Genomic DNA, 16,952 nt, shown 5'->3' with positions numbered 1-16,952 from the left:
GCAAAAGGCGAGCCCCCCGGCGGAGGGAAGCGGGCCTCCGACGGAGCCCCGAATCGAGCGTCTCAGCCGCCGAGGAAGAGTCCGCATGCGCCGCAGCAGCCATCGGCATCGAGGCGGGCGGCGGCCCCACAGGCGGGGCAAGGGCCGTCCGCCGCGGCGGCCGTCTCCTCCTCCGCTCCCGGCGCGATGACCTGGACGAACTCGGCGGCCAGGGTCGGCCGGTGCTCCTGGTGAAAGAAGGCCTCGGCCCGCTCCACGTCCCGCGCTTCGAGCAGCAGCAACAGCTCCGGGCGGCAGGAGGCGCCGCACTCGCCGGGAGATGCCGCGACGGAAGGAATCTGCCGGCGGGCCAGGGCGTCACGCAGTTCGCCGATACCGGCGGGCGAGCCCGAGAAGGCCGGCACCAGGTCCCGCCCGCGCAGCATCTCGGCCATGGCGCGGGGATCGGCGAAAGGATCGGCGGGCAGGCGGTCGTGTACCAGTTCCACCTGGCATTGCCCGCAGTGGGTGAAGCCGTCGCGGAACTCTCCCTGGCACTGGGGGCAGTAGGGCATGGCCGGATTCTACGCGGAGCCGAAGGCCCGCTCCAGTTCGCCGAGCAGAGCCGCCGGCCCCTCGAGGATCAGATCCGCGGGAAGATCCCGGGCCGCAGGCCCCAGCATCACCGCAAGGGCGCAGCCGGCCTCTCGAGCCGCCTGGAGATCCCAGCGGGTATCACCCACCATCATGCTTTCCTCCGGCCGGCGCCCCAGCCGCCGCAGGGCTTCGAGCAGGCTCTCACCCGAGGGCTTCCAGAGTCCCGAATCGCGGGTCAGCACCACGTCGAAGCGCAACGCGAAGCGCCGGAGAAGGGCCTGGGCGTTGGTTTCGGAGTTGTTCGTGACCAGCGCCAGGGCCATGCCGCGGTGACGCAGGAAGTCGAGCACTTCCCGGGCCCCGGCGATGATTTTCGCCCCCCGGGTGGCCTCCGCCTCGCGCTCTTCGAGGCGGGCCCAGCCGGCCCGACGGGCGGCGGGATCGCGGGCATTGAGTTCGTCGATCAACGAGTCACCATGGATCCCCAGCTCCCGGCGGATCGCGGGCCAGTCGTAGGGCGACGCGACCAGCGTGCCATCCAGGTCGAAAACCGCGGCACGCAGGCCACGCACACGTTGGCGAAAGATCGACATCGGCTACCCGCTCCTTTGCGGCATGGGGCGACGGCTGGCCATCTTGCCGGAAAATTCCGTCTCTCACCGCCCGCCCCGGCGGACCTTGCGTTCTGCTGACGCCCGCCGATATTGACCCCAGGGGATTTCCACGTGCGGGGGAGACCCGACCCAACACCCGGCCCCGGGGCGAACCCAGGCGGGCGGAGTTCCCATGAATTCGACCAGCCGCCAGGACGACAAGATGAAAAGGCGTAAACGGCTCGGTGACCTCCTCGTCGAGCGTGGCGTGATCACCCCCGCCCAATTGAGCAAGGCGCTCGTGCTGCACAAGAGTTCCGGCAAACCTCTCGGGGAGACCCTGGTCGAAATGGGGCTCCTCGACAGGCCGACCCTGTGTTCGATGCTCGGCGAATTGCTCGACACACCGGTGATCAATCTCGACGCGACCTACGGCGACCCCCAGATCCGCGACGTGATCCCCAAGGAGAAGGCCTTCGAACTGAAGGTGATCCCCCTCTTCCTGGTGGGCCATCAACTGACCGTCGCCCTGCACGACCCCTACAACCTGGCGAAACTCGGCGAACTGCGCTTTCTGACCGGCAAGGAGATTCTGCCCGTCCTCGCCCTCGAGAGCGACATCGAGCGGCATCTCACCCACTACTACGGCGAGATGGCGGAAGACGCCGAGGAACTCTGTGGCCTCGAATTCGAGGCCATGGAAGAGAACGAGGACTCCGACCTGGCGCTGAACGTCGAGGGCGAAGAGGAGGATCGTCCGGTCATCCGACTGGTCAACCTGATCATCGCCCGCGCCATCCAGGAACGGGCCTCCGACATTCATCTCGAGCCCCAGCAAGACAAGATGCAGGTGCGCTACCGCATCGACGGCAGCCTGCAGCCCAAGCCCTATGTCCTGGCCGACGCCGCCGTTCCAGCGCTGATATCGCGGGTCAAGATCCTCGCCCGAATCGACATTGCCGAAAAGCGCATGCCCCAGGACGGGAAGATCCGCATCCGCTACCGCGGACGCAACATCGATGTTCGCGTCTCGACCTTCCCCTCGATCCACGGCGAGAAGGTGGTCCTGCGCCTGCTGGACAAGGAACAGCAGAACTTCACTCTCGAAACGGTCGACATGTCCGACTCGATCCTCACCGCGTGGAAGTCGGTGCTGAACCGGCGCCAGGGGATCGTCCTCGTTACCGGCCCCACCGGATCCGGTAAGTCCTCGACGCTCTATGCCACGCTGCGGCACCTGCACCGCAGCGACGTCAACATCGTCACCCTGGAAGACCCGGTGGAGTACGAATTACCCGGCGTCACCCAGGCCCAGGTCCAGCCGGCGGTGGGATTCACCTTCGCCAAGGGCCTGCGCTCGATCCTCAGGCAGGATCCCGACATCATCCTGGTCGGCGAGATCCGCGACGAGGAAACCGCCCACATCGCCGTGCAGGCGGCCCAGACCGGCCACCTCGTTCTCGCCTCCCTCCACACCAACGACGCCCTGTCGGCCATCACGCGACTGCTCGACATGGGCCTGCCGCGCTACTTGATTTCGGCTTCCCTCGTCGCGGTGCTGGCCCAGCGGCTCGTTCGGCGCCTGTGCTCCCACTGTGCGCATCCCGTCGAGCCCACCGAGGACGAACGGCTCTACCTCGGCCCGTGGATCGAACGCGAGTCCCTGCCCTACCTGGCGGGAGCAGGATGCGACCGCTGCATGGGCATCGGCTACCGGGGCAGGATCGGTGTCCACGAACTCGTATCGATCGGCCCCCACATGCGGCGCCTCATCGCCCAGGGGGCCGCCGACGACGCCCTCGAAGCGATGGCCGCCGAGGAGGGATTCCGCCGGCTCTGGTGGGATGGCCTCGAGAAGGTGCGCGCCCGCTTGACATCCCTGAGAGAACTCGCCCGCCAGGCCGATCCGGATCACGCTGCACTCGAGAACGATACGGCCTCGCGATCCACCTCACGATCGCCCGGGGAGACCGATCATGCCGAAGTGTTGCACACACCCTGAGCGCCCCGTCCGGGCCGTCTGCAGTGCGTGCAGGCGAGACTTCTGCGACGAGTGCCTGATGGCGGGAAGCCATCCTCCCGTCTGCATCGAGTGCGCCATCGCCATCGCCGGGAGCCAGGTCGGCAGCAAGGCCGTCAACGGCCACGCACGCCGGTCGGTGGCCCCGGTCGACGGCAGCCGCCACCGGCGCACGGTCTTGCGGCTGCTCATCGCCGCCGGGTTGATCGTCGCGGCCGGAGAAATCGCGGCCATCCTGTGGCTCGGGCCTCCATCCCCGGGCAGCCTGCCGGGCAGCGGCGGTCCGTCCGTCGAGCGGTCCACCCTGGTCCAGCAGGCCGCCAACGCCTTTCTCCTCCAGGCGGGCCTCGAGGCCCACCGCCGACGCACCGGCGACTACCCGGAAGACCTGGCCGTCATCACGCACCGGCTGCCGCCGGCCATCGCCGGGAAAATTCTCGCCGACGGTATCGCCTACAGCAAGATCGAACAGGGGCGCTATCGCCTGCAAATCACCGCCGGCTCCACGCCGCTCATCCTCGAATCTCCTCCCCCCACCCCCCTGTTCGAGGAAGCCCAGCGATGATGATCCCTCATGGCAACCGCGGCCTGACCTTCGTCGAACTCTTCGTCGTCCTGGCCCTGCTGGCGCTGGTCAGCTCCCTGGCCGTGCCGGCCTATCGTTCGGCCATCTTCGCCGTCGAGCGAGCCCGCATGCAGAGCCAGATGAAGATGCTGATGAATGACGAGTCGCTCTACGAACGAGACCACGGCACCTTCTACCCCGAGCTTCCACACTTCGGATCCCGGGCCCTGGCCTGGGCGACCTTTGCGCACGACGAGCCGATGTTTCTCGCCGGCCAGAACGTCACCCTGCCGGCCGGCAACAGAAAATACACGTTTTCGGTGTTCCGCTTGGAATCCCATTTTCACGAACCGATCATCTTCGCCTGCGCTCACCCGTTCCTGGCCAACGACCTCGACGGCGATGACTGGCCCGACCTGTGGGTCAAGATCGGCCAGGGCCCGGCCCAACTCTACATCGACGACCTCACCGACACCGTGAAAGCTCCCCGGGGAGAGTAGCAGCCCGTTGATCAAGCCTTTTCGATGCAAGGGGCGGAGTTTGCGCAGTCAGCGCGCCCGACGGGACGAAGTCGTATCGGGCGCACGGCGGGTTTCGCCGGGTGTGCCGACCGCCGGAAACCCGGTTCCCCGCGCGGGAGGGGCTTTGCGGGCGGGCCTTTAGTCGCCCTCCCCCCCGCGATGCGGCGCGGCCGGGAACAGGCCGGCGAGATCCCGCCGCCGCACTCCCAACGCCCGCCCCCGCTGCAGGGCGGCGTCCACGTCGTAGCCCTGGTAACGGATGAGATAGGCCACCCACAGGTGCATGGCCCGGCCCGCGACGGCGCAATGCAGCAGGACATCCCCTGAGTGACGCCGCAGGACATCCTCCAGCCGGTCCACGGCCTCGGGGGAGTAGGGATAGTCCCGCCCACCGAGGGGAATCGGCACGTATTCCATCCCCAGTGCCTCGACGACCCCGGCCTCATCGAAAGGAACCGCCCGACGGTTGTTCATCTCGGCGGGGGTCCTGAGGTTCACCACCGCCTGCACGCCGCGCCGGGCCAGGGCCCGCAAGGCCGACTCGGAGGGCTGGCCGGTGATGAAAACCCTTCCGTCCTTCAGCACTTCCCGGCGGATCCCGTCGATCTCCCGGAAGGGTTTCGGCAGCGAGTCGGGATCGATCTCCAGCGCCACCGTGGACCGGGGCGTCCCGGACGGCGCCCGGAGCGCTTCCTCCGTGGCGCCCCCCCGCCCACAGGAGAAGATCCATCCCTTCAGCATCAGCAGGCCCACCATCATGGGCCAGAGCCTCTTCCGCATCGCTCCCTCCACGGCACCGGACCCGGCACCGCACCGCACCGAGGTTACCAGACCTTGCCGGCCGTTCCGGTCGCGATTCGACCTGCGACTCGGCGTCCCGCCGGGTACTGGCGCCCGCCGGGATTCGGCATTAGCGTCTGGACCTCGCAGGGCATTGCCAGCCCTGCCCCGGAGTCCTTGCCATGTCGTTGAGATGCCCTGCTGGTCTTCCTTTCCTGCTGCTCGCGGCCGCCGCCTTGCTTGCCGCCGGCTGCGCCGACCCGGCCCCCCGGGCGGAGAGCGCCGAGGCCGCGCCTCCGGCCCCTGCCGGCGACGGACCGATCGTCATCCCCGCCCCCCCGGAGAACGCCGGCACGGGCCCGGCGGCCCTGTCCTGGCAGGCCCCGGACCGGTGGATCGCCGAGACACCCGCCTCGACCATGCGCCGGGCGCAGTACCGGATCAGCGGCCCGGGAGGCGATGCCGAACTGGTCGTCTATTACTTCGGTCCCGGCCAGGGCGGCGACCCGATGGCCAACGTTCAGCGCTGGGCCCACCAGTTCACCCAGCCCGACGGCTCGCCGTCCTTCGAAGCGATGCAGGTCACCGACCTGGAGGGCACGGCGGTCCCGGTCAAGATGGTCGAAGTCACCGGCACCTACACCGGCGGCATGGGCTCGGGGCCGGGCGACGCCATGGACAACGCCATGCTGCTGGGAGCCATCGCCTCCGGCCCCGACGCTCCGTGGTTTTTCAAGATGACCGGACCCGAGGCCACGGTACGCTCTGAAAGGGAGGCCTTCATCGCCCTGCTGCGCGGAGTCCGCGCGGGGTCCTGAGCCTCCCCGGAGGACCGGCACCCGCGCCGTTCGGAGTCGCGGTGTTCCGCGGGGCCCAGGGCCTTGCCCCGGCCCCCGCCCGCGGGAGATGATCCCACTCGATATGAGCAAACAGATCGTGATCATCGGCGCCGGCGTGGTCGGCATGACCTGTGCGCGGCGCCTGTCCGCCGACGGTCACGACGTGGTGATGATCGAGCGGGACGGCGAGAAATCGCGAGAACTCCTCGACCGCCTCGACATCCAGGTGGTCACCGGTAACGGCTGCGCCCTGCCGGTCCTCAAGGAGGCCCGCCTCGACAGCGCAGACCTGCTGCTGGCGGTCACCGACTCCGACGAGGTGAACATGATCGCCTCGCTGATCGCCGGCGCCTCGTTCGACGTGCCGACCAAGGTGATCCGCCTGCGCCACCAGGACTACCTCGAGAACCTGCCCGATCTGACCCGCATCTGGTCCGGTCAGACCCACGCCATCAATCCCGACCAGGTGGCGGCACGACGCATCCTCTCGCTGATCCACGTGCCCGAGGCCGTGGACGTGGCGGAGTTGCTCGGCGGCCGAGTCCTGGTGGCGGCTTTCCGCATCGCCCGGAACTCTCCCCTGGCGGGTAAGACCCTGCGGGAGTTGCCGCGGATGTTTCCCCGCTACCGCTTCCTGATCCCGGTCATCTACCGCGCCGGGCGCGCCTTGCTCCCCGGCGGCGAATCCGCCATCGAGCCCGGCGACATCGCCTACTTCTCCTCCGAACCCGAAGGGATCATCAACATCCTGCGCATGATGGGGCGGGACGTCGACCGCCTGCCCCGCCTGGTCATCGGTGGCGGCGGGAATATCGGCCGACTGGTGGCCCGGGGGGCCCTCGAGCAAGGCCACAGCACGACGATTCTGCACAGAAACCGGCAGGAAGCCGAGAAGTTGGCCGTGGAGCTTCCGGACGCCTTCGTCATCCACGGCGACATTCTCGACGAGAGCATGCTGGCGGAAGCCGGCATCGAGCGCACGAACACCTTCATCGCCGCGACCAACGACCAGGAAACGAACCTGCTCTCGGCGGTGCTCGCCAAGCGCATGGGCTGTCCCCGGACGATCCCGCTGGTGGACAACACCACTTACCTGGCCGTGGCCGAGGGCATGGGCGTCGATGCCGTCGTCTCGCCGCGCCTGGCCTCGGTTTCGGAGATCCTGCGCTTCGTCCGCGGCACTCACTTCGAGGAGGTGGCCAGTCTTCCCCACGAGGCGGTGGAAATCTCCGTGATCGAGGTCGACGAGCGGTCGCCGCTGGCCGACCGTCCGCTGCGAGAGCTGAAACTCCCCGATGGCGTGATCTTCGCGGCGGTGGCCACGCCCGATCGCGTCTTCGTGCCCGGCGGCGACGACCGGATCCCCCGGGGGTCGAGGGCCGTGGTCTTCGTCCTGGCCGAGGCCTCGGAAAAGTTCGTGAGCTTCGTCGAAGATGCCTGAACCGGACCGGTCCAGAAGATGCATCTCCGGCTGAACCTGCGCATCCTCGCCGCCCTGGCGGCGCTGATGACCACTTTCCTCCTGCTGCCCGCGGGCCTGGCCATCATCCTCGGCGAGAGCCCGGCCCCGTTCCTCTCGGCGCTGGCCGTCAGTGCGGGCCTCGTTCTCGCCTTTTTCCTGCCGAGCCGGGGTGCGCCGCGCGCCCTGTCCACCCGCGACGGCTTCATCGTCGTCACCTCGGGATGGATCGTCGCATCGGCGATCTCGGCCCTGCCCTTCGTCTTCGCCGGCGCCCTGGCTCCGACGGACGCCTGGTTCGAGGCGGTCTCGGGCATCACCACCACCGGCTCGACCGTCATCACCGATATCGAGGCCCTGCCCCAGAGCCTGCTCTTCTGGCGCTCGTTCACCCAGTGGATCGGCGGGATGGGCATCATCCTCTTCACCATCGCCATCCTCCCCCTGCTCGGTGTCGGCGGCATGCAACTCTTCAAGGCCGAGGTCCCGGGGCCCGTGGCGGACAAGATCGCGCCGCGGCTGGCCGTCACGGCACGCTATCTCTGGTACATCTACGTCGGCCTGACACTGGCCGAAGCCATGGCGCTGAAGTTGGGCGGCATGCCCCTTCTCGAAGCCTTCGACCATGCCTTCACGACCCTCGCCACGGGGGGCTTCTCGCCCCGCAACGCGTCGATCGCCGCCTATGCCAGCCCCTACCTGCGCGCGGTGATCATCGTTTTCATGTTCATGGCCGGGATGAACTTCGTGCTGCACTTCAAGGTCGTCTCGGGGCGCGGCCGGGAGGTGCTGCGGGATCCCGAGTTCCGCTGGTACATCACCTTGACCCTGGTCTTCTTCCTCCCCACCTGGATCGGTCTTGCGGCCCACGGCGCGCCGCTGCTTCGCGCTGGAGAGGACGCCCTGTTCACGGTGGTCTCCCTGATGACCACGACAGGCTACGCGACGGCGGACTATGAGCTCTGGCCGGTGGGCATGCAGGGCCCGATCGTCCTGCTGCTGATCCTCGGCGGCATGGCCGGCTCCACCGGCGGCGGTGTCAAGACCCTGCGCACGCTGCTCGCCTTCCGCGGCCTGCGTTCCTCGTTTCGGCGGATGGAAAGCCCGCACGCCGTACGCCCGGTGACCTACCATGGCCGCGCCGTGCCCCCGGAAGTCATGGCGGCAGTGTGGGGTTTCTTCGCGGCCTACCTGACCCTGGCCGCCATCGGCAGCCTGATCCTCAACGCCGGCGGCATCGACCTGGTCACTTCGTGGAGCGCCGCCCTGACGGCCCTGGGGAACGTCGGGCCGGGACTGGCCGGGGTGGGCCCCACCGACCATTTCGCCTGGCTGTCGGCATACGACAAACTCGTGCTCTCGTTCTTGATGCTTTGCGGCCGCCTCGAACTCTACACGGTGCTGCTGGTCTTCTCGCCCGGCTTCTGGCGCCGCTGAAGAAAGCCACGACTCGCACCGTGCCCGCCCGGGCGGGCCGGGGGCGACGGGGCGGGCATCGCCCTCGTCCGTTGATCCGGCGGCACTTTGCCCGTAGTTTCTGGGACCGAGCACCGCAAACGGGGAGCGTCCGAATGATGCGATACATGGTCTGTGGACTCCTGTGGGCCCTCGCCGGCCTGCTTCCGGCCCTGGCCGCGGAAGACCCGCTGACGGCCACCTACATCCACGGCATCACCCCCGAGACGGCCCGGCGGGCCGTGGGCGCCGAGGCCGGCGAGCGGCTGCTCGCAGCCCTTGCCGACCCCACGTTCCCGCGGCGCGACAACATCGTCGCCTTCCTCGCCCACCTCGGCGGCCCGCAGGCCACCGGGGCCCTGGCCCGGCTGCTGACGGATCCTCCCGCCGATCCCCGCAGGCCGGAGGAGGAGCGGGCCCTGCTGCTCGCTCCCCAGGCCCTGGGCCGCATCGCCGCCCGCGGCGACAGCCACGCCCTCGACCTGTTACTGCGCATGACCGCCGCCACCCCGGACGAGAGCCTGCTGGCCTCGTCCCGCCGCTTCGAGACCCCGACCGACTGGCGTGACGCCCTGATCGAGGCGGCGGTGCGGGGGCTGGGCTGGTCGGGACTCCCCGCGGCCCGGAACCGCGTCTCCGACATCGCCCTCGGGCGCCTGGTGCCCGGGGGCATGAGCCGCGACCCGGCCGAAGCCGCCCTGGCGGCCCTCGAACTGCTGAAAAGCGTGGAACGCTCCGGTGTCTTGCCGACACCTTCCGTTGCCGCCGGTCCCCGGGCCACGGGCGACGGGTGGGGCGAAATCGATCCGGGGGGAGCCCCCTCCCCGCCGGGAGCCGAGGCCTTCGACCCCGCCGGTCGCGTGCACCGCAACGACATCACCTACGCCAATCATGTCAGCATCTCGAATCCCATGGACAACGGCCGCCTCGACGCGATCCTCGAGGAGGCCTCCCTCCGCGCCGGCCGGTCCGACTACTCGGGAGACGTGGGCTGCTGCATCACCGTGGCCCGCTCGGGCAACGCCAGGAGCTTCGGCAGCACCGGTGACGGGCTGGACGTGATCGACGACAGCGCGGAACTCAACGCGGTACTCAACGACTCGGTCGCGCGGGCCAAGGTGGTCCGCGCCATCAACTGGTGCGGCGGTCCCGGCTTCAACATCATCGGTTGCGCCTGGACCCCCGGCAACGGCCTGGCGGTGGTCCGCACCAGCGGCTTCGGCACCGAGGCCGTGTTGTGGATCCACGAGTACGGGCACAACACGGGCCTGCCCCACGCCAACGACAGCCGGCAGATCATGTACGGCACCGACAACGGCGCCAACCGCGGACTGGTCCAGGCGGAATGCGACACCTACCACAACCCTTCGTTCCTCGCCGGCGCCTCGGTGACGGACATCGGCGTCTGCAGCGACGATGACGGCGACGAGGTGCAGGACCTGATCGACAACTGCCCCACCGTGGCCAACAACAACCAGGCGGACGCGGATGGCGACGACCTGGGGGACGTCTGCGACAACTGCGTCAACACCAGCAACCCCGACCAGGCCGACTTCGACGCCGACGGAGCCGGCGACGCCTGCGACGCCGATGACGACAACGACGGCGTCGATGACGCCGCCGACTGCGCCCCACTCGACGCCTCCGTTTCCGCGGTGGCCGGCGAGGCGGACAACGTCGCGTGGGCGGCGCCGAGCAAGGTCACCCTGACCTGGACCCCCGGCAGCCAGGCCGCCTTTTCCAATGTCTACCGGGGCGACTTCGCCATCACCTTCGACGCCTCGTGGAACTGCCTGGCCGCCGACATCGCCGGCTCGAGCCATGACGACACGGACACACCGGCGACGGCCGCGGGTTTCCATTACCTGGTGACCAGCGAGAACATCTGCGGCGAATCCACTCCCGGCAGCGCGAGCGACGGATCTTCCCGCAGCCTGAACGCCTGTCCCTGAGTCCGCGAGTCCGCCGGGCGGACCGGCGGCCGTTGCAACCCGGCGGGCCCCGTGCAATCGTCTTCCGGCTGGAGGCGATCGCCATGTCCGAGTCCATCGCACCCGCCCCGGATCGGGGCGCCATCGTCGCTCTCGCCTTCGGGACCACGGTGGCCATGTGGGCCGTAGGCTATTTCTGCCGCATCCCCCCGGCCCGGGTCCCCAGTCCCCTGCTGCTGGGCGGCCTGCTGGCCCTGGTCTTCGCCGGCGGCGTGGTCGCCGGCAAGACCACCGGGCGGGGCGCGGCGGCCGGGCTGGCCACGGGCCTGCTCGCCGCCGTCCTCAACATGCTGATCCTCGGCAGCCTCCTGTCGGGCGATGCTCCGGGCACCCTGGCCCCCTCGGCCCTCTGGTGGTTCCCCGGCGCCCTGGCGCTGGGCGCCGCGCTGGGCGCCGTCGGCGGCTGGGTCGGATCGCGTCGGCGAGGGGCCGCGACCCGGGAACTCAACTGGCTGTGGCTGCTGGTCGTCGTCGACCTGGTCGCCACGGGCCTGCTGATCGGCGTGGGCGGCCTGGTCACCAGCTGGGAGGCGGGCCTGGCCGTCGTCGACTGGCCGAATTCCTTCGGCTACAACATGTTTCTCTATCCGCTGTCGCGCATGACCGGGGGCATCTACTACGAGCATGCCCACCGCCTGTTCGGCTCGCTGGTCGGACTGACCACCCTGGTGCTGGCCTTCCGCTTCTTCCGCGACGAGCGCGGCCGGCGCTGGCGATGGCTCGCCCTGGCCGCCCTGGTGATGGTGGCCGTGCAAGGACTTCTCGGCGGCCTGCGGGTCACCGGCAAACTGACTCTCACGACCGATCCCTCCCAGGTTTCACCCAGCCTGACCCTGGCCATGGTCCATGGAGTCTTCGGGCAGCTCTTCCTGTCGGTGCTCGCCGCCCTGGCGGCCTTCACCTCCACCGCCTGGAGTCGGGCGACCCCCACGCCCCACCCCTCCGCCCGCCTCGATCAGAGGCTCTCCGCGGGGCTGGCCGTGGTGGTCGTGATCCAGCTCATGCTCGGCGCCCTGGTCCGTCACGTGGAAAGTCAGCAAATGGACGCGGGCATCGTGACCCACGTTTCCCTGGCCGGCCTGGTGGCGGTCGCCGCGCTGATCGCCGGCCTGCGCGCGTGGGGCGCCCACCGGGAGATCCCGATTCTCCGGCGGCTCGGCGCCTGGCTGTTGTGGATCATGCCGCTCCAGCTTCTGCTGGGACTCGGCGCCCTGGTGGCCGTGCTCTTCCGCGGCGGCCGGGGCGAGCCCTCCTGGACCGAGGTACTGGTCGCCACGGCCCATCAGCTCAACGGCGCCCTGCTACTGGGCCTGTGCGTGCTTCTCGCCTGCTGGACCCGTCGCCTGCTCAGAACTCCGGCCTAACGGCCCGCTCAAAGCGCCCTTCTCGCGCAAAGAGCCGATCTTCCCGGGTCGGCGCACCCGGCCGACAAGGGCGAGCCCGGCTCACCCGGCAGGGATCCACCCGGCGCTCGAGATGCCACACGGCTTCCCCCGCAAGCGCCGCCGCTCGCGTCACCCGGCGGCCCGGCCGATAGTGGCGCAGCCGGCTCGAAAGGCGGTGCCAGGATCTCTCGACCCGCAGGAAGCGCTCGGCCACCTCCCGGCGATCCAGCCCGCGTCTGCGGGTGGCGCGGTAGAGTCGGCGCGTGTGTCGTTCGAAGTCCTCCGCGGCCCCGACCAGCGCGGCGTGTTCGAAACGGCTCGGGGGCCGCCAGGCGTGCTCGACGGCGACGCGCAGGCGTCGCGCCGCCACGACCAGCCCGCCGGCCTCGACTTCCACCCGGACGGCGGGCGGCCGGCGGAAACGATGGTGGTGCTCCCGGTCGGCGAGAGCCGGTCCGGCGGTGAAGAGCAGCGGCAGGGAGACAATCAGCAGGCTTCGGGGGCGCATGGTCGGCTCCTTTCGGGGACTGGACCCTCGAAAGCCGCAAAAGGCGCGCCAAGGGGCCGAAACGCATGCTTTCAGCGGCTTGCGGGCGTTTTCCGGACCGGCGTGTCCACCTTTTCCCCCCACACCGTCCATCGACGGGGACGGGGCGGGATCCGGGAGGCGTCAAACCGGGGCCGGCTGACGGCGGAGTCGGTCGCGCCCCTCCACGGCGAAGTGGGCGAGGGACGAGTCCGAGCAGTGCTGGAGGATGAAGTCGTAAATGCCGGCGGCGTCTTCCCGGCTTTTCCCGTCACGCTCCATCATCTCCGCGACCTGGAGCAATCCCCGGATCGCCTCGGAGCGTCCGGGCTCGACCCGCAACACCTGGACATAGATCCGGGCGGAAGCCCGCGTTTCCCCTGCGGGCTTGAGGGCTCCGGCCAGGGTCAGCAGGACCTCGATCCCAAGACCGGCGTCCCGACCGAGGGAGAGATCCCCGGCGAGCAGGGCCGCGGCCCGCTCCACCCGGCTTTGCCGGAGAAAGAGAGGCAACGCCTCGACGCGCAAGGCGCGGGCCCGTTGCGGTTGTTGCCGCCGATCATGGAGTTCCGCCAACGCGGCGAGCAACTCCGGGTGGGGCTCGTGAGACGCGCGATAACGCTCGAGCGCGGCGACGGCGCCCTCGAGATCGTCCTCGGCCCGGTGCCGGGCGATGGCGATGACCGCTTCGACGTCCATCAGAAGACTCCCCTCGACCCGGCCGGCGCGGAGGAGCGATGCCGAGGAAGTGGCCGCGGGAAAGGACCCGGGCGGACCGGGGAAACCGGCGCGGGAAGCCCGCCGGCAAGGACGCGGGGCGAACCGGATCCGCAGGCGGGAGACTCTCCGGGCATCCTGCCGGCCGCATGGTCGAAAGCACTGACCCCTTCGTAGTTCATCGATCCCGGTCCCGCGGCGCAGCCCCCCTTGCTCAGATCGGCCGGGATCGTCGATTCTTGAGCTCTCAGCGGCCCGAAAAACGAGGGGGACGCTTTTCCACGAAGGCGCTGAGAGCCTCGCGCCGGTCCTCGGTGGGCAGCACCCGCTGGTAGCAGGCCTGTTCGACGGCCAGGCCGGCTTCGAGACTGCCCGCGCCGAGTCCCGCATCGATGGCGGTCTTGGCCGCCCGCAGGGCCACGGGGCCGCAGCGCGCCATGGCGCGGGCCTGCTCGAGGGCGGCTTCCTCGAGCCGATCGTCATCGACCACCCAGTCCACGATACGGTCGGCCAGGGCGTCGTCCGCGGTGCCCACCCGGGCGGAGAAAATCCACTTCTTGGCCACCGCGGGCCCCGCGATGCGAGCCATGCGCTGAGTCCCCCCGGCACCCGGGATGATGGCCAGCGAACATTCGGTCAACCCGAGTTTCGCCGACCGTGCGGCGATGCGCAGGTCGCAGGCCAGGGCCAGTTCGAGGCCTCCCCCCAACGCCGCGCCGGAGATCACCGCCAGGGTGGGCTGGGGCAAGCCGGCGACAGCTCGGGTCAGCGCGCCGATACCCGCCACCGTGGCCCGCACCTCGCTCTCGCTCATGCCGCGGCGCTCTTTGAGATCGGCTCCCGCACAAAAAGCCCGACCCCGGGCGGCGATGAGAATCACCCGTGCGGCGGCATCACGCCCCACCTGGTCGACTTCTTCGCGCAACCGGGCCACCAGGGCCCGGGACAGGGCGTTGACGGGGGGGCGATCGAGAACCAGGCGGGCGACCCCCGCGACGGGCTCGTCCCGGTGGACCCAGCGGGAGGCGTCAGACTCGTTGCCCATGGAGACCCTCTTGGCAGGAGAGGCGGGTTGCGGGCAGGATCTTCGCATGACCTCGCCTCGAATACCATGGTGGGCGATGGCCCTCGCATGGCTCAGCGCCGGTCTCGCCCCGACGGTTCCGGCCTGGGGGGCCCAACGGCTTCCCGTGGTCTACGACAGTGACTACGACGGCTATGTGCCGGTCGTCGATGGTATCGCAAGACCCGACCTGGCGGCCCGGGACGGACGCCTGCCAACCTCGGCGCGGACCGCCCGGCGCCGCGGGAAACGGGCGCTGCGCAAAGCGGCGGACGCGCCCGTCACCCACCGGCTGCTTCTGCCGCGGGAAGGCGCACCGCTCGATGAGCCCCTCCCGCGGCGTTTCCTCAAGCGGCGGGCCATCGTCACCGACCTGCTGGTGCTCGGCGAGCACGAACAGCCCATCGAGGGCGCCCGTGTCTATCGCTACCACGATCCTTCCTTCTACGGCGTCAGCGAAGCCCCGGACGGCGCCCGTCTTTTCGGCCTGCGGCGTTGGTTGCCCTACCCCTTCCCGGCCGTCCACGCCCTGGAACTGGTACGCGACCTGGATCCCTGGTGGCGCCAGTCCGGCTACACGGCGGTGCAGCGGGCCTCGGGACGCTGGTCGCCCGACCACCATCCTTTCGGCACCGGTTTTCAGGCCCTGCCCCGGCTCCCCATCGAATACCTGGGACGGACCGGCACGAGCGGCACCCTGCGCTCGATCAGCGGCATCTTCGACATGGCCGATCCGCGGCGCTTTCCCGGCTCGATCTTCCCCCGCAAGGTACGGGTCGGCTTCGTCGTGGTCGCCGAGGGCTACCAGCCGGGGTTGAGCGAACTCCAGTACACCCAAGGCGGCGTGACCGAACGTCGCACCGTGCACCTGCTGAAAAACAAGGAGCACGCCGTGCTGGGCTCGCTCCGCCTGCGGGTGGCCGCCCTGCTGGTCGACGGCCTGGCCCTGGCCGATCGCAGCCCGGAAGACATCGACCGCGCTCTCGACCGCTTCGTCGAGCGGCTCGAGGGCGACAGCGCACGGCTGGAAAAGACCGCCCGCCGGGCCGCCCTGGCCAAGGTGCGCTCCCTGCTCCTGGCCCGGTTGCTGCGGCGGGCGGGCGCCGAACTGCGGGTGCCGCTGGCCCGGCGGGGCCTGCAAGCCGAACCGGACGCCCTGGCCTGGAAGCTCCTGCTGGCCCGCGAACTGATCGTCGCCGAGCGGCGACAGGCGCACTGGAGTCAACGGGTCGCGCCGCGCACGCCCAACCGCATCGAGGCCCGCCGGCTGCTCGAGGCGGCGATCCGGCAGCAGCCCCGCTGTCTGCCCGCTTTCGTCCTGCTCGACGGGCTCCTGGTCGAAACGGGCGCCGCAGCCGGGACCCGGCGAGCCTGGCTCGAACGCCTGCTCGAAGTCCTGCCTTTCGACGCCTGGGGCCGGGCCCGACTGGCCGCCATCGACCTCGAAGCCTCCCGCATCGTCGAGTCCTTCGATCACCTGCGCTATACCTGGATGACCCAGCGCGCCCTGCGGGGAGACCGCGAACTGGCCCTGGCCCTGGCCCGCTACTACTGGCACCTGGGCCTACCGGAAAAGTCGGGAAGTTTCGTCTGGCTCCACACGGGCCACGCCCCGGAAGACCCCTTGCATCCCCTGCCCGAAGAACCCGACGGGATTCCGGTCCGGGACGAAGGCGCGGTGCCTTGAGTCGACCCGGGCAGCCGCGCAACCGGAGCAAGGCCGTCGTGCGCTTCGAGCGGCGCGACGGGCTGGAGGTGGCGGTCAAGGACTACCGACAGGCGGGCCCGTGGCTGCGGCGGCTCTACGGCCGCCCGTGCCTCGACCGCGAGGAGAGGGCCTATCGCCGACTGGCGGGACTGGAAGAAATCCCGCGACTGATCGCCCGAGAAGGTCCGGACCGCCTGGTCCTCGAAAGGGTTCCAGGCCGTTGCCTGTCGGAATGGGCCGCCCCGGATCTCCCCCCCGGGCTCTGCGAACGCCTCGACCGGGCGCTGCTCCGATGCCACCGGCGGGGTGTGGCCCTCGTGGATCTGCACCGGTCCAACGTGCTGGTCGCGGAAGACGGCCGCCTCTGGCTGGTGGACTTCGCCCTCGCCCGAACCCGCCCCGCGACCCGGCCGGACCCGCTGCAACGGGCTCTCTTCCGCCTCGACCACATCGCCGCCGAGCGCATTCGGGCGCACCTCGAAGGCCGACCGGCCGAGCTGCCGGGGGGCCTGGTCGGCCGACTCTACCGCGCCGGTCGATGGCTGGCCCGGCACCGACGACCCCGTTGACCCCCACCGTGGAGCGAAGAATGTACCCCGTGGCCCCGGGGGCCGGGGGGGGCGCAAGCCGCCGGGGGTGTCCGGACCCTGTCCGCGGCACCTGTCCGCATGCGGACGCCTCGTCCCCAAACTCCGCGCCCGAGCGCGGGTTCAAACTGGCCCCGCTCTTGCTCTCCCACGGGGCATGGACTGGC

The 16,952-nt window shown here is 70.0% G+C and carries 16 protein-coding genes; 10 read left to right on the top strand and 6 right to left on the bottom strand.

The genetic code is table 11. The features are described from left to right. Positions 1-62: 62 nt before the first annotated feature. Both Q9Q40_11275 and Q9Q40_11270 read right to left on the bottom strand, forming a co-directional pair. Positions 63-554, bottom strand: coding sequence for a hypothetical protein (locus Q9Q40_11275; GenBank protein ID MDQ7007800.1), 492 nt, complete (start codon positions 552-554; stop codon positions 63-65). Positions 555-563: 9 nt separating this feature from the next. Next, entirely contained in the window at positions 564-1,169 is a 606-nt protein-coding gene (locus tag Q9Q40_11270) for an HAD family hydrolase (GenBank protein MDQ7007799.1), read from the bottom strand. 193 nt (positions 1,170-1,362) lie between these two features. On the opposite strand from Q9Q40_11270, the gene Q9Q40_11265 reads away from it, so the two are divergent. Genes Q9Q40_11265 through Q9Q40_11255 form a run of 3 tightly spaced genes read left to right on the top strand, consistent with a single transcriptional unit; the run spans position 1,363 to position 4,254 of the window. Further along, positions 1,363-3,171, top strand: a complete 1,809-nt coding sequence (locus Q9Q40_11265) for a GspE/PulE family protein (protein MDQ7007798.1) — start codon at positions 1,363-1,365, stop codon at positions 3,169-3,171. Between the two features lie 58 nt (positions 3,172-3,229). After that, complete coding sequence (locus tag Q9Q40_11260) at positions 3,230-3,754, top strand: hypothetical protein (GenBank protein ID MDQ7007797.1); 525 nt, start codon at positions 3,230-3,232, stop codon at positions 3,752-3,754. After that, entirely contained in the window at positions 3,751-4,254 is a 504-nt protein-coding gene (locus tag Q9Q40_11255) for a hypothetical protein (GenBank protein MDQ7007796.1), read from the top strand. Before Q9Q40_11260 ends, Q9Q40_11255 begins: the two co-directional genes overlap by 4 nt. A gap of 159 nt (positions 4,255-4,413) precedes the next feature. Here Q9Q40_11255 and Q9Q40_11250 read toward each other — a convergent pair whose 3' ends face one another. Beyond that, a complete protein-coding gene (locus Q9Q40_11250) occupies positions 4,414-5,055 on the bottom strand; it encodes a sulfur transferase domain-containing protein (protein ID MDQ7007795.1) in 642 nt (213 codons plus the stop codon). A 182-nt stretch (positions 5,056-5,237) separates the two neighbouring features. Here Q9Q40_11250 and Q9Q40_11245 point away from each other — a divergent pair, with 182 nt between their 5' ends. The 5 genes from Q9Q40_11245 (at position 5,238) to Q9Q40_11225 (ending at position 12,163) form a co-directional block, all read left to right on the top strand. Beyond that, positions 5,238-5,873: a hypothetical protein gene (locus Q9Q40_11245; protein ID MDQ7007794.1), complete on the top strand. Its 636-nt coding sequence runs from the start codon at positions 5,238-5,240 to the stop codon at positions 5,871-5,873. Positions 5,874-5,976: 103 nt separating this feature from the next. After that, positions 5,977-7,335 carry a Trk system potassium transporter TrkA gene (gene trkA, locus Q9Q40_11240; protein ID MDQ7007793.1) on the top strand — a complete coding sequence of 453 codons (1,359 nt, stop codon included), beginning with the start codon at positions 5,977-5,979 and terminating at the stop codon, positions 7,333-7,335. An 18-nt stretch (positions 7,336-7,353) separates the two neighbouring features. Beyond that, entirely contained in the window at positions 7,354-8,790 is a 1,437-nt protein-coding gene (locus tag Q9Q40_11235) for a potassium transporter TrkG (GenBank protein MDQ7007792.1), read from the top strand. Positions 8,791-8,924: 134 nt separating this feature from the next. Beyond that, entirely contained in the window at positions 8,925-10,760 is a 1,836-nt protein-coding gene (locus Q9Q40_11230) for a thrombospondin type 3 repeat-containing protein (protein ID MDQ7007791.1), read from the top strand. 83 nt (positions 10,761-10,843) lie between these two features. Beyond that, positions 10,844-12,163, top strand: a complete 1,320-nt coding sequence (locus Q9Q40_11225) for a COX15/CtaA family protein (GenBank protein ID MDQ7007790.1) — start codon at positions 10,844-10,846, stop codon at positions 12,161-12,163. On the opposite strand, the gene Q9Q40_11220 is transcribed toward Q9Q40_11225, so the two are convergent. The 3 genes from Q9Q40_11220 to Q9Q40_11210 all read right to left on the bottom strand — a co-directional run bounded on the left by Q9Q40_11220 (position 12,147) and on the right by Q9Q40_11210 (position 14,472). Further along, positions 12,147-12,692, bottom strand: coding sequence for a hypothetical protein (locus Q9Q40_11220; protein MDQ7007789.1), 546 nt, complete (start codon positions 12,690-12,692; stop codon positions 12,147-12,149). The genes Q9Q40_11225 and Q9Q40_11220 overlap by 17 nt on opposite strands. A 162-nt stretch (positions 12,693-12,854) precedes the next feature. Then, positions 12,855-13,409, bottom strand: coding sequence for a hypothetical protein (locus Q9Q40_11215; GenBank protein MDQ7007788.1), 555 nt, complete (start codon positions 13,407-13,409; stop codon positions 12,855-12,857). Positions 13,410-13,674: 265 nt separating this feature from the next. Next, positions 13,675-14,472 carry an enoyl-CoA hydratase-related protein gene (locus Q9Q40_11210; GenBank protein MDQ7007787.1) on the bottom strand — a complete coding sequence of 266 codons (798 nt, stop codon included), beginning with the start codon at positions 14,470-14,472 and terminating at the stop codon, positions 13,675-13,677. 46 nt (positions 14,473-14,518) lie between these two features. On the opposite strand from Q9Q40_11210, the gene Q9Q40_11205 reads away from it, so the two are divergent. Together Q9Q40_11205 and Q9Q40_11200 are read left to right on the top strand one after the other, a co-directional pair. After that, on the top strand, positions 14,519-16,177 hold the full coding sequence (locus tag Q9Q40_11205; GenBank protein ID MDQ7007786.1) for a hypothetical protein: 1,659 nt from the start codon (positions 14,519-14,521) through the stop codon (positions 16,175-16,177). Then, the gene (locus tag Q9Q40_11200) at positions 16,174-16,767 is read left to right on the top strand and encodes a hypothetical protein (GenBank protein ID MDQ7007785.1); all 594 of its coding nucleotides are present in this window, start codon (positions 16,174-16,176) and stop codon (positions 16,765-16,767) included. Before Q9Q40_11205 ends, Q9Q40_11200 begins: the two co-directional genes overlap by 4 nt. Positions 16,768-16,952 lie beyond the last annotated feature (185 nt).

The sequence above is a fragment of the Acidobacteriota bacterium genome (assembly GCA_030949985.1).
Classification (GTDB): domain Bacteria; phylum Acidobacteriota; class Polarisedimenticolia; order J045; family J045; genus JALTMS01.
This window is presented reverse-complemented; position numbering and strand designations above follow the sequence as displayed.

Coding starts and splice junctions, on each gene's coding strand:
- Q9Q40_11275 (MDQ7007800.1), bottom strand. CDS start 554: ATGCCCTACTGCCCCCAGTGCCAGGGAGAGTTCCGCGACGGCTTCACC.
- Q9Q40_11270 (MDQ7007799.1), bottom strand. CDS start 1,169: ATGTCGATCTTTCGCCAACGTGTGCGTGGCCTGCGTGCCGCGGTTTTC.
- Q9Q40_11265 (MDQ7007798.1), top strand. CDS start 1,363: ATGAATTCGACCAGCCGCCAGGACGACAAGATGAAAAGGCGTAAACGG.
- Q9Q40_11260 (MDQ7007797.1), top strand. CDS start 3,230: ATGGCGGGAAGCCATCCTCCCGTCTGCATCGAGTGCGCCATCGCCATC.
- Q9Q40_11255 (MDQ7007796.1), top strand. CDS start 3,751: ATGATGATCCCTCATGGCAACCGCGGCCTGACCTTCGTCGAACTCTTC.
- Q9Q40_11250 (MDQ7007795.1), bottom strand. CDS start 5,055: ATGCGGAAGAGGCTCTGGCCCATGATGGTGGGCCTGCTGATGCTGAAG.
- Q9Q40_11245 (MDQ7007794.1), top strand. CDS start 5,238: ATGTCGTTGAGATGCCCTGCTGGTCTTCCTTTCCTGCTGCTCGCGGCC.
- trkA (MDQ7007793.1), top strand. CDS start 5,977: ATGAGCAAACAGATCGTGATCATCGGCGCCGGCGTGGTCGGCATGACC.
- Q9Q40_11235 (MDQ7007792.1), top strand. CDS start 7,354: ATGCATCTCCGGCTGAACCTGCGCATCCTCGCCGCCCTGGCGGCGCTG.
- Q9Q40_11230 (MDQ7007791.1), top strand. CDS start 8,925: ATGATGCGATACATGGTCTGTGGACTCCTGTGGGCCCTCGCCGGCCTG.
- Q9Q40_11225 (MDQ7007790.1), top strand. CDS start 10,844: ATGTCCGAGTCCATCGCACCCGCCCCGGATCGGGGCGCCATCGTCGCT.
- Q9Q40_11220 (MDQ7007789.1), bottom strand. CDS start 12,692: ATGCGCCCCCGAAGCCTGCTGATTGTCTCCCTGCCGCTGCTCTTCACC.
- Q9Q40_11215 (MDQ7007788.1), bottom strand. CDS start 13,409: ATGGACGTCGAAGCGGTCATCGCCATCGCCCGGCACCGGGCCGAGGAC.
- Q9Q40_11210 (MDQ7007787.1), bottom strand. CDS start 14,472: ATGGGCAACGAGTCTGACGCCTCCCGCTGGGTCCACCGGGACGAGCCC.
- Q9Q40_11205 (MDQ7007786.1), top strand. CDS start 14,519: ATGACCTCGCCTCGAATACCATGGTGGGCGATGGCCCTCGCATGGCTC.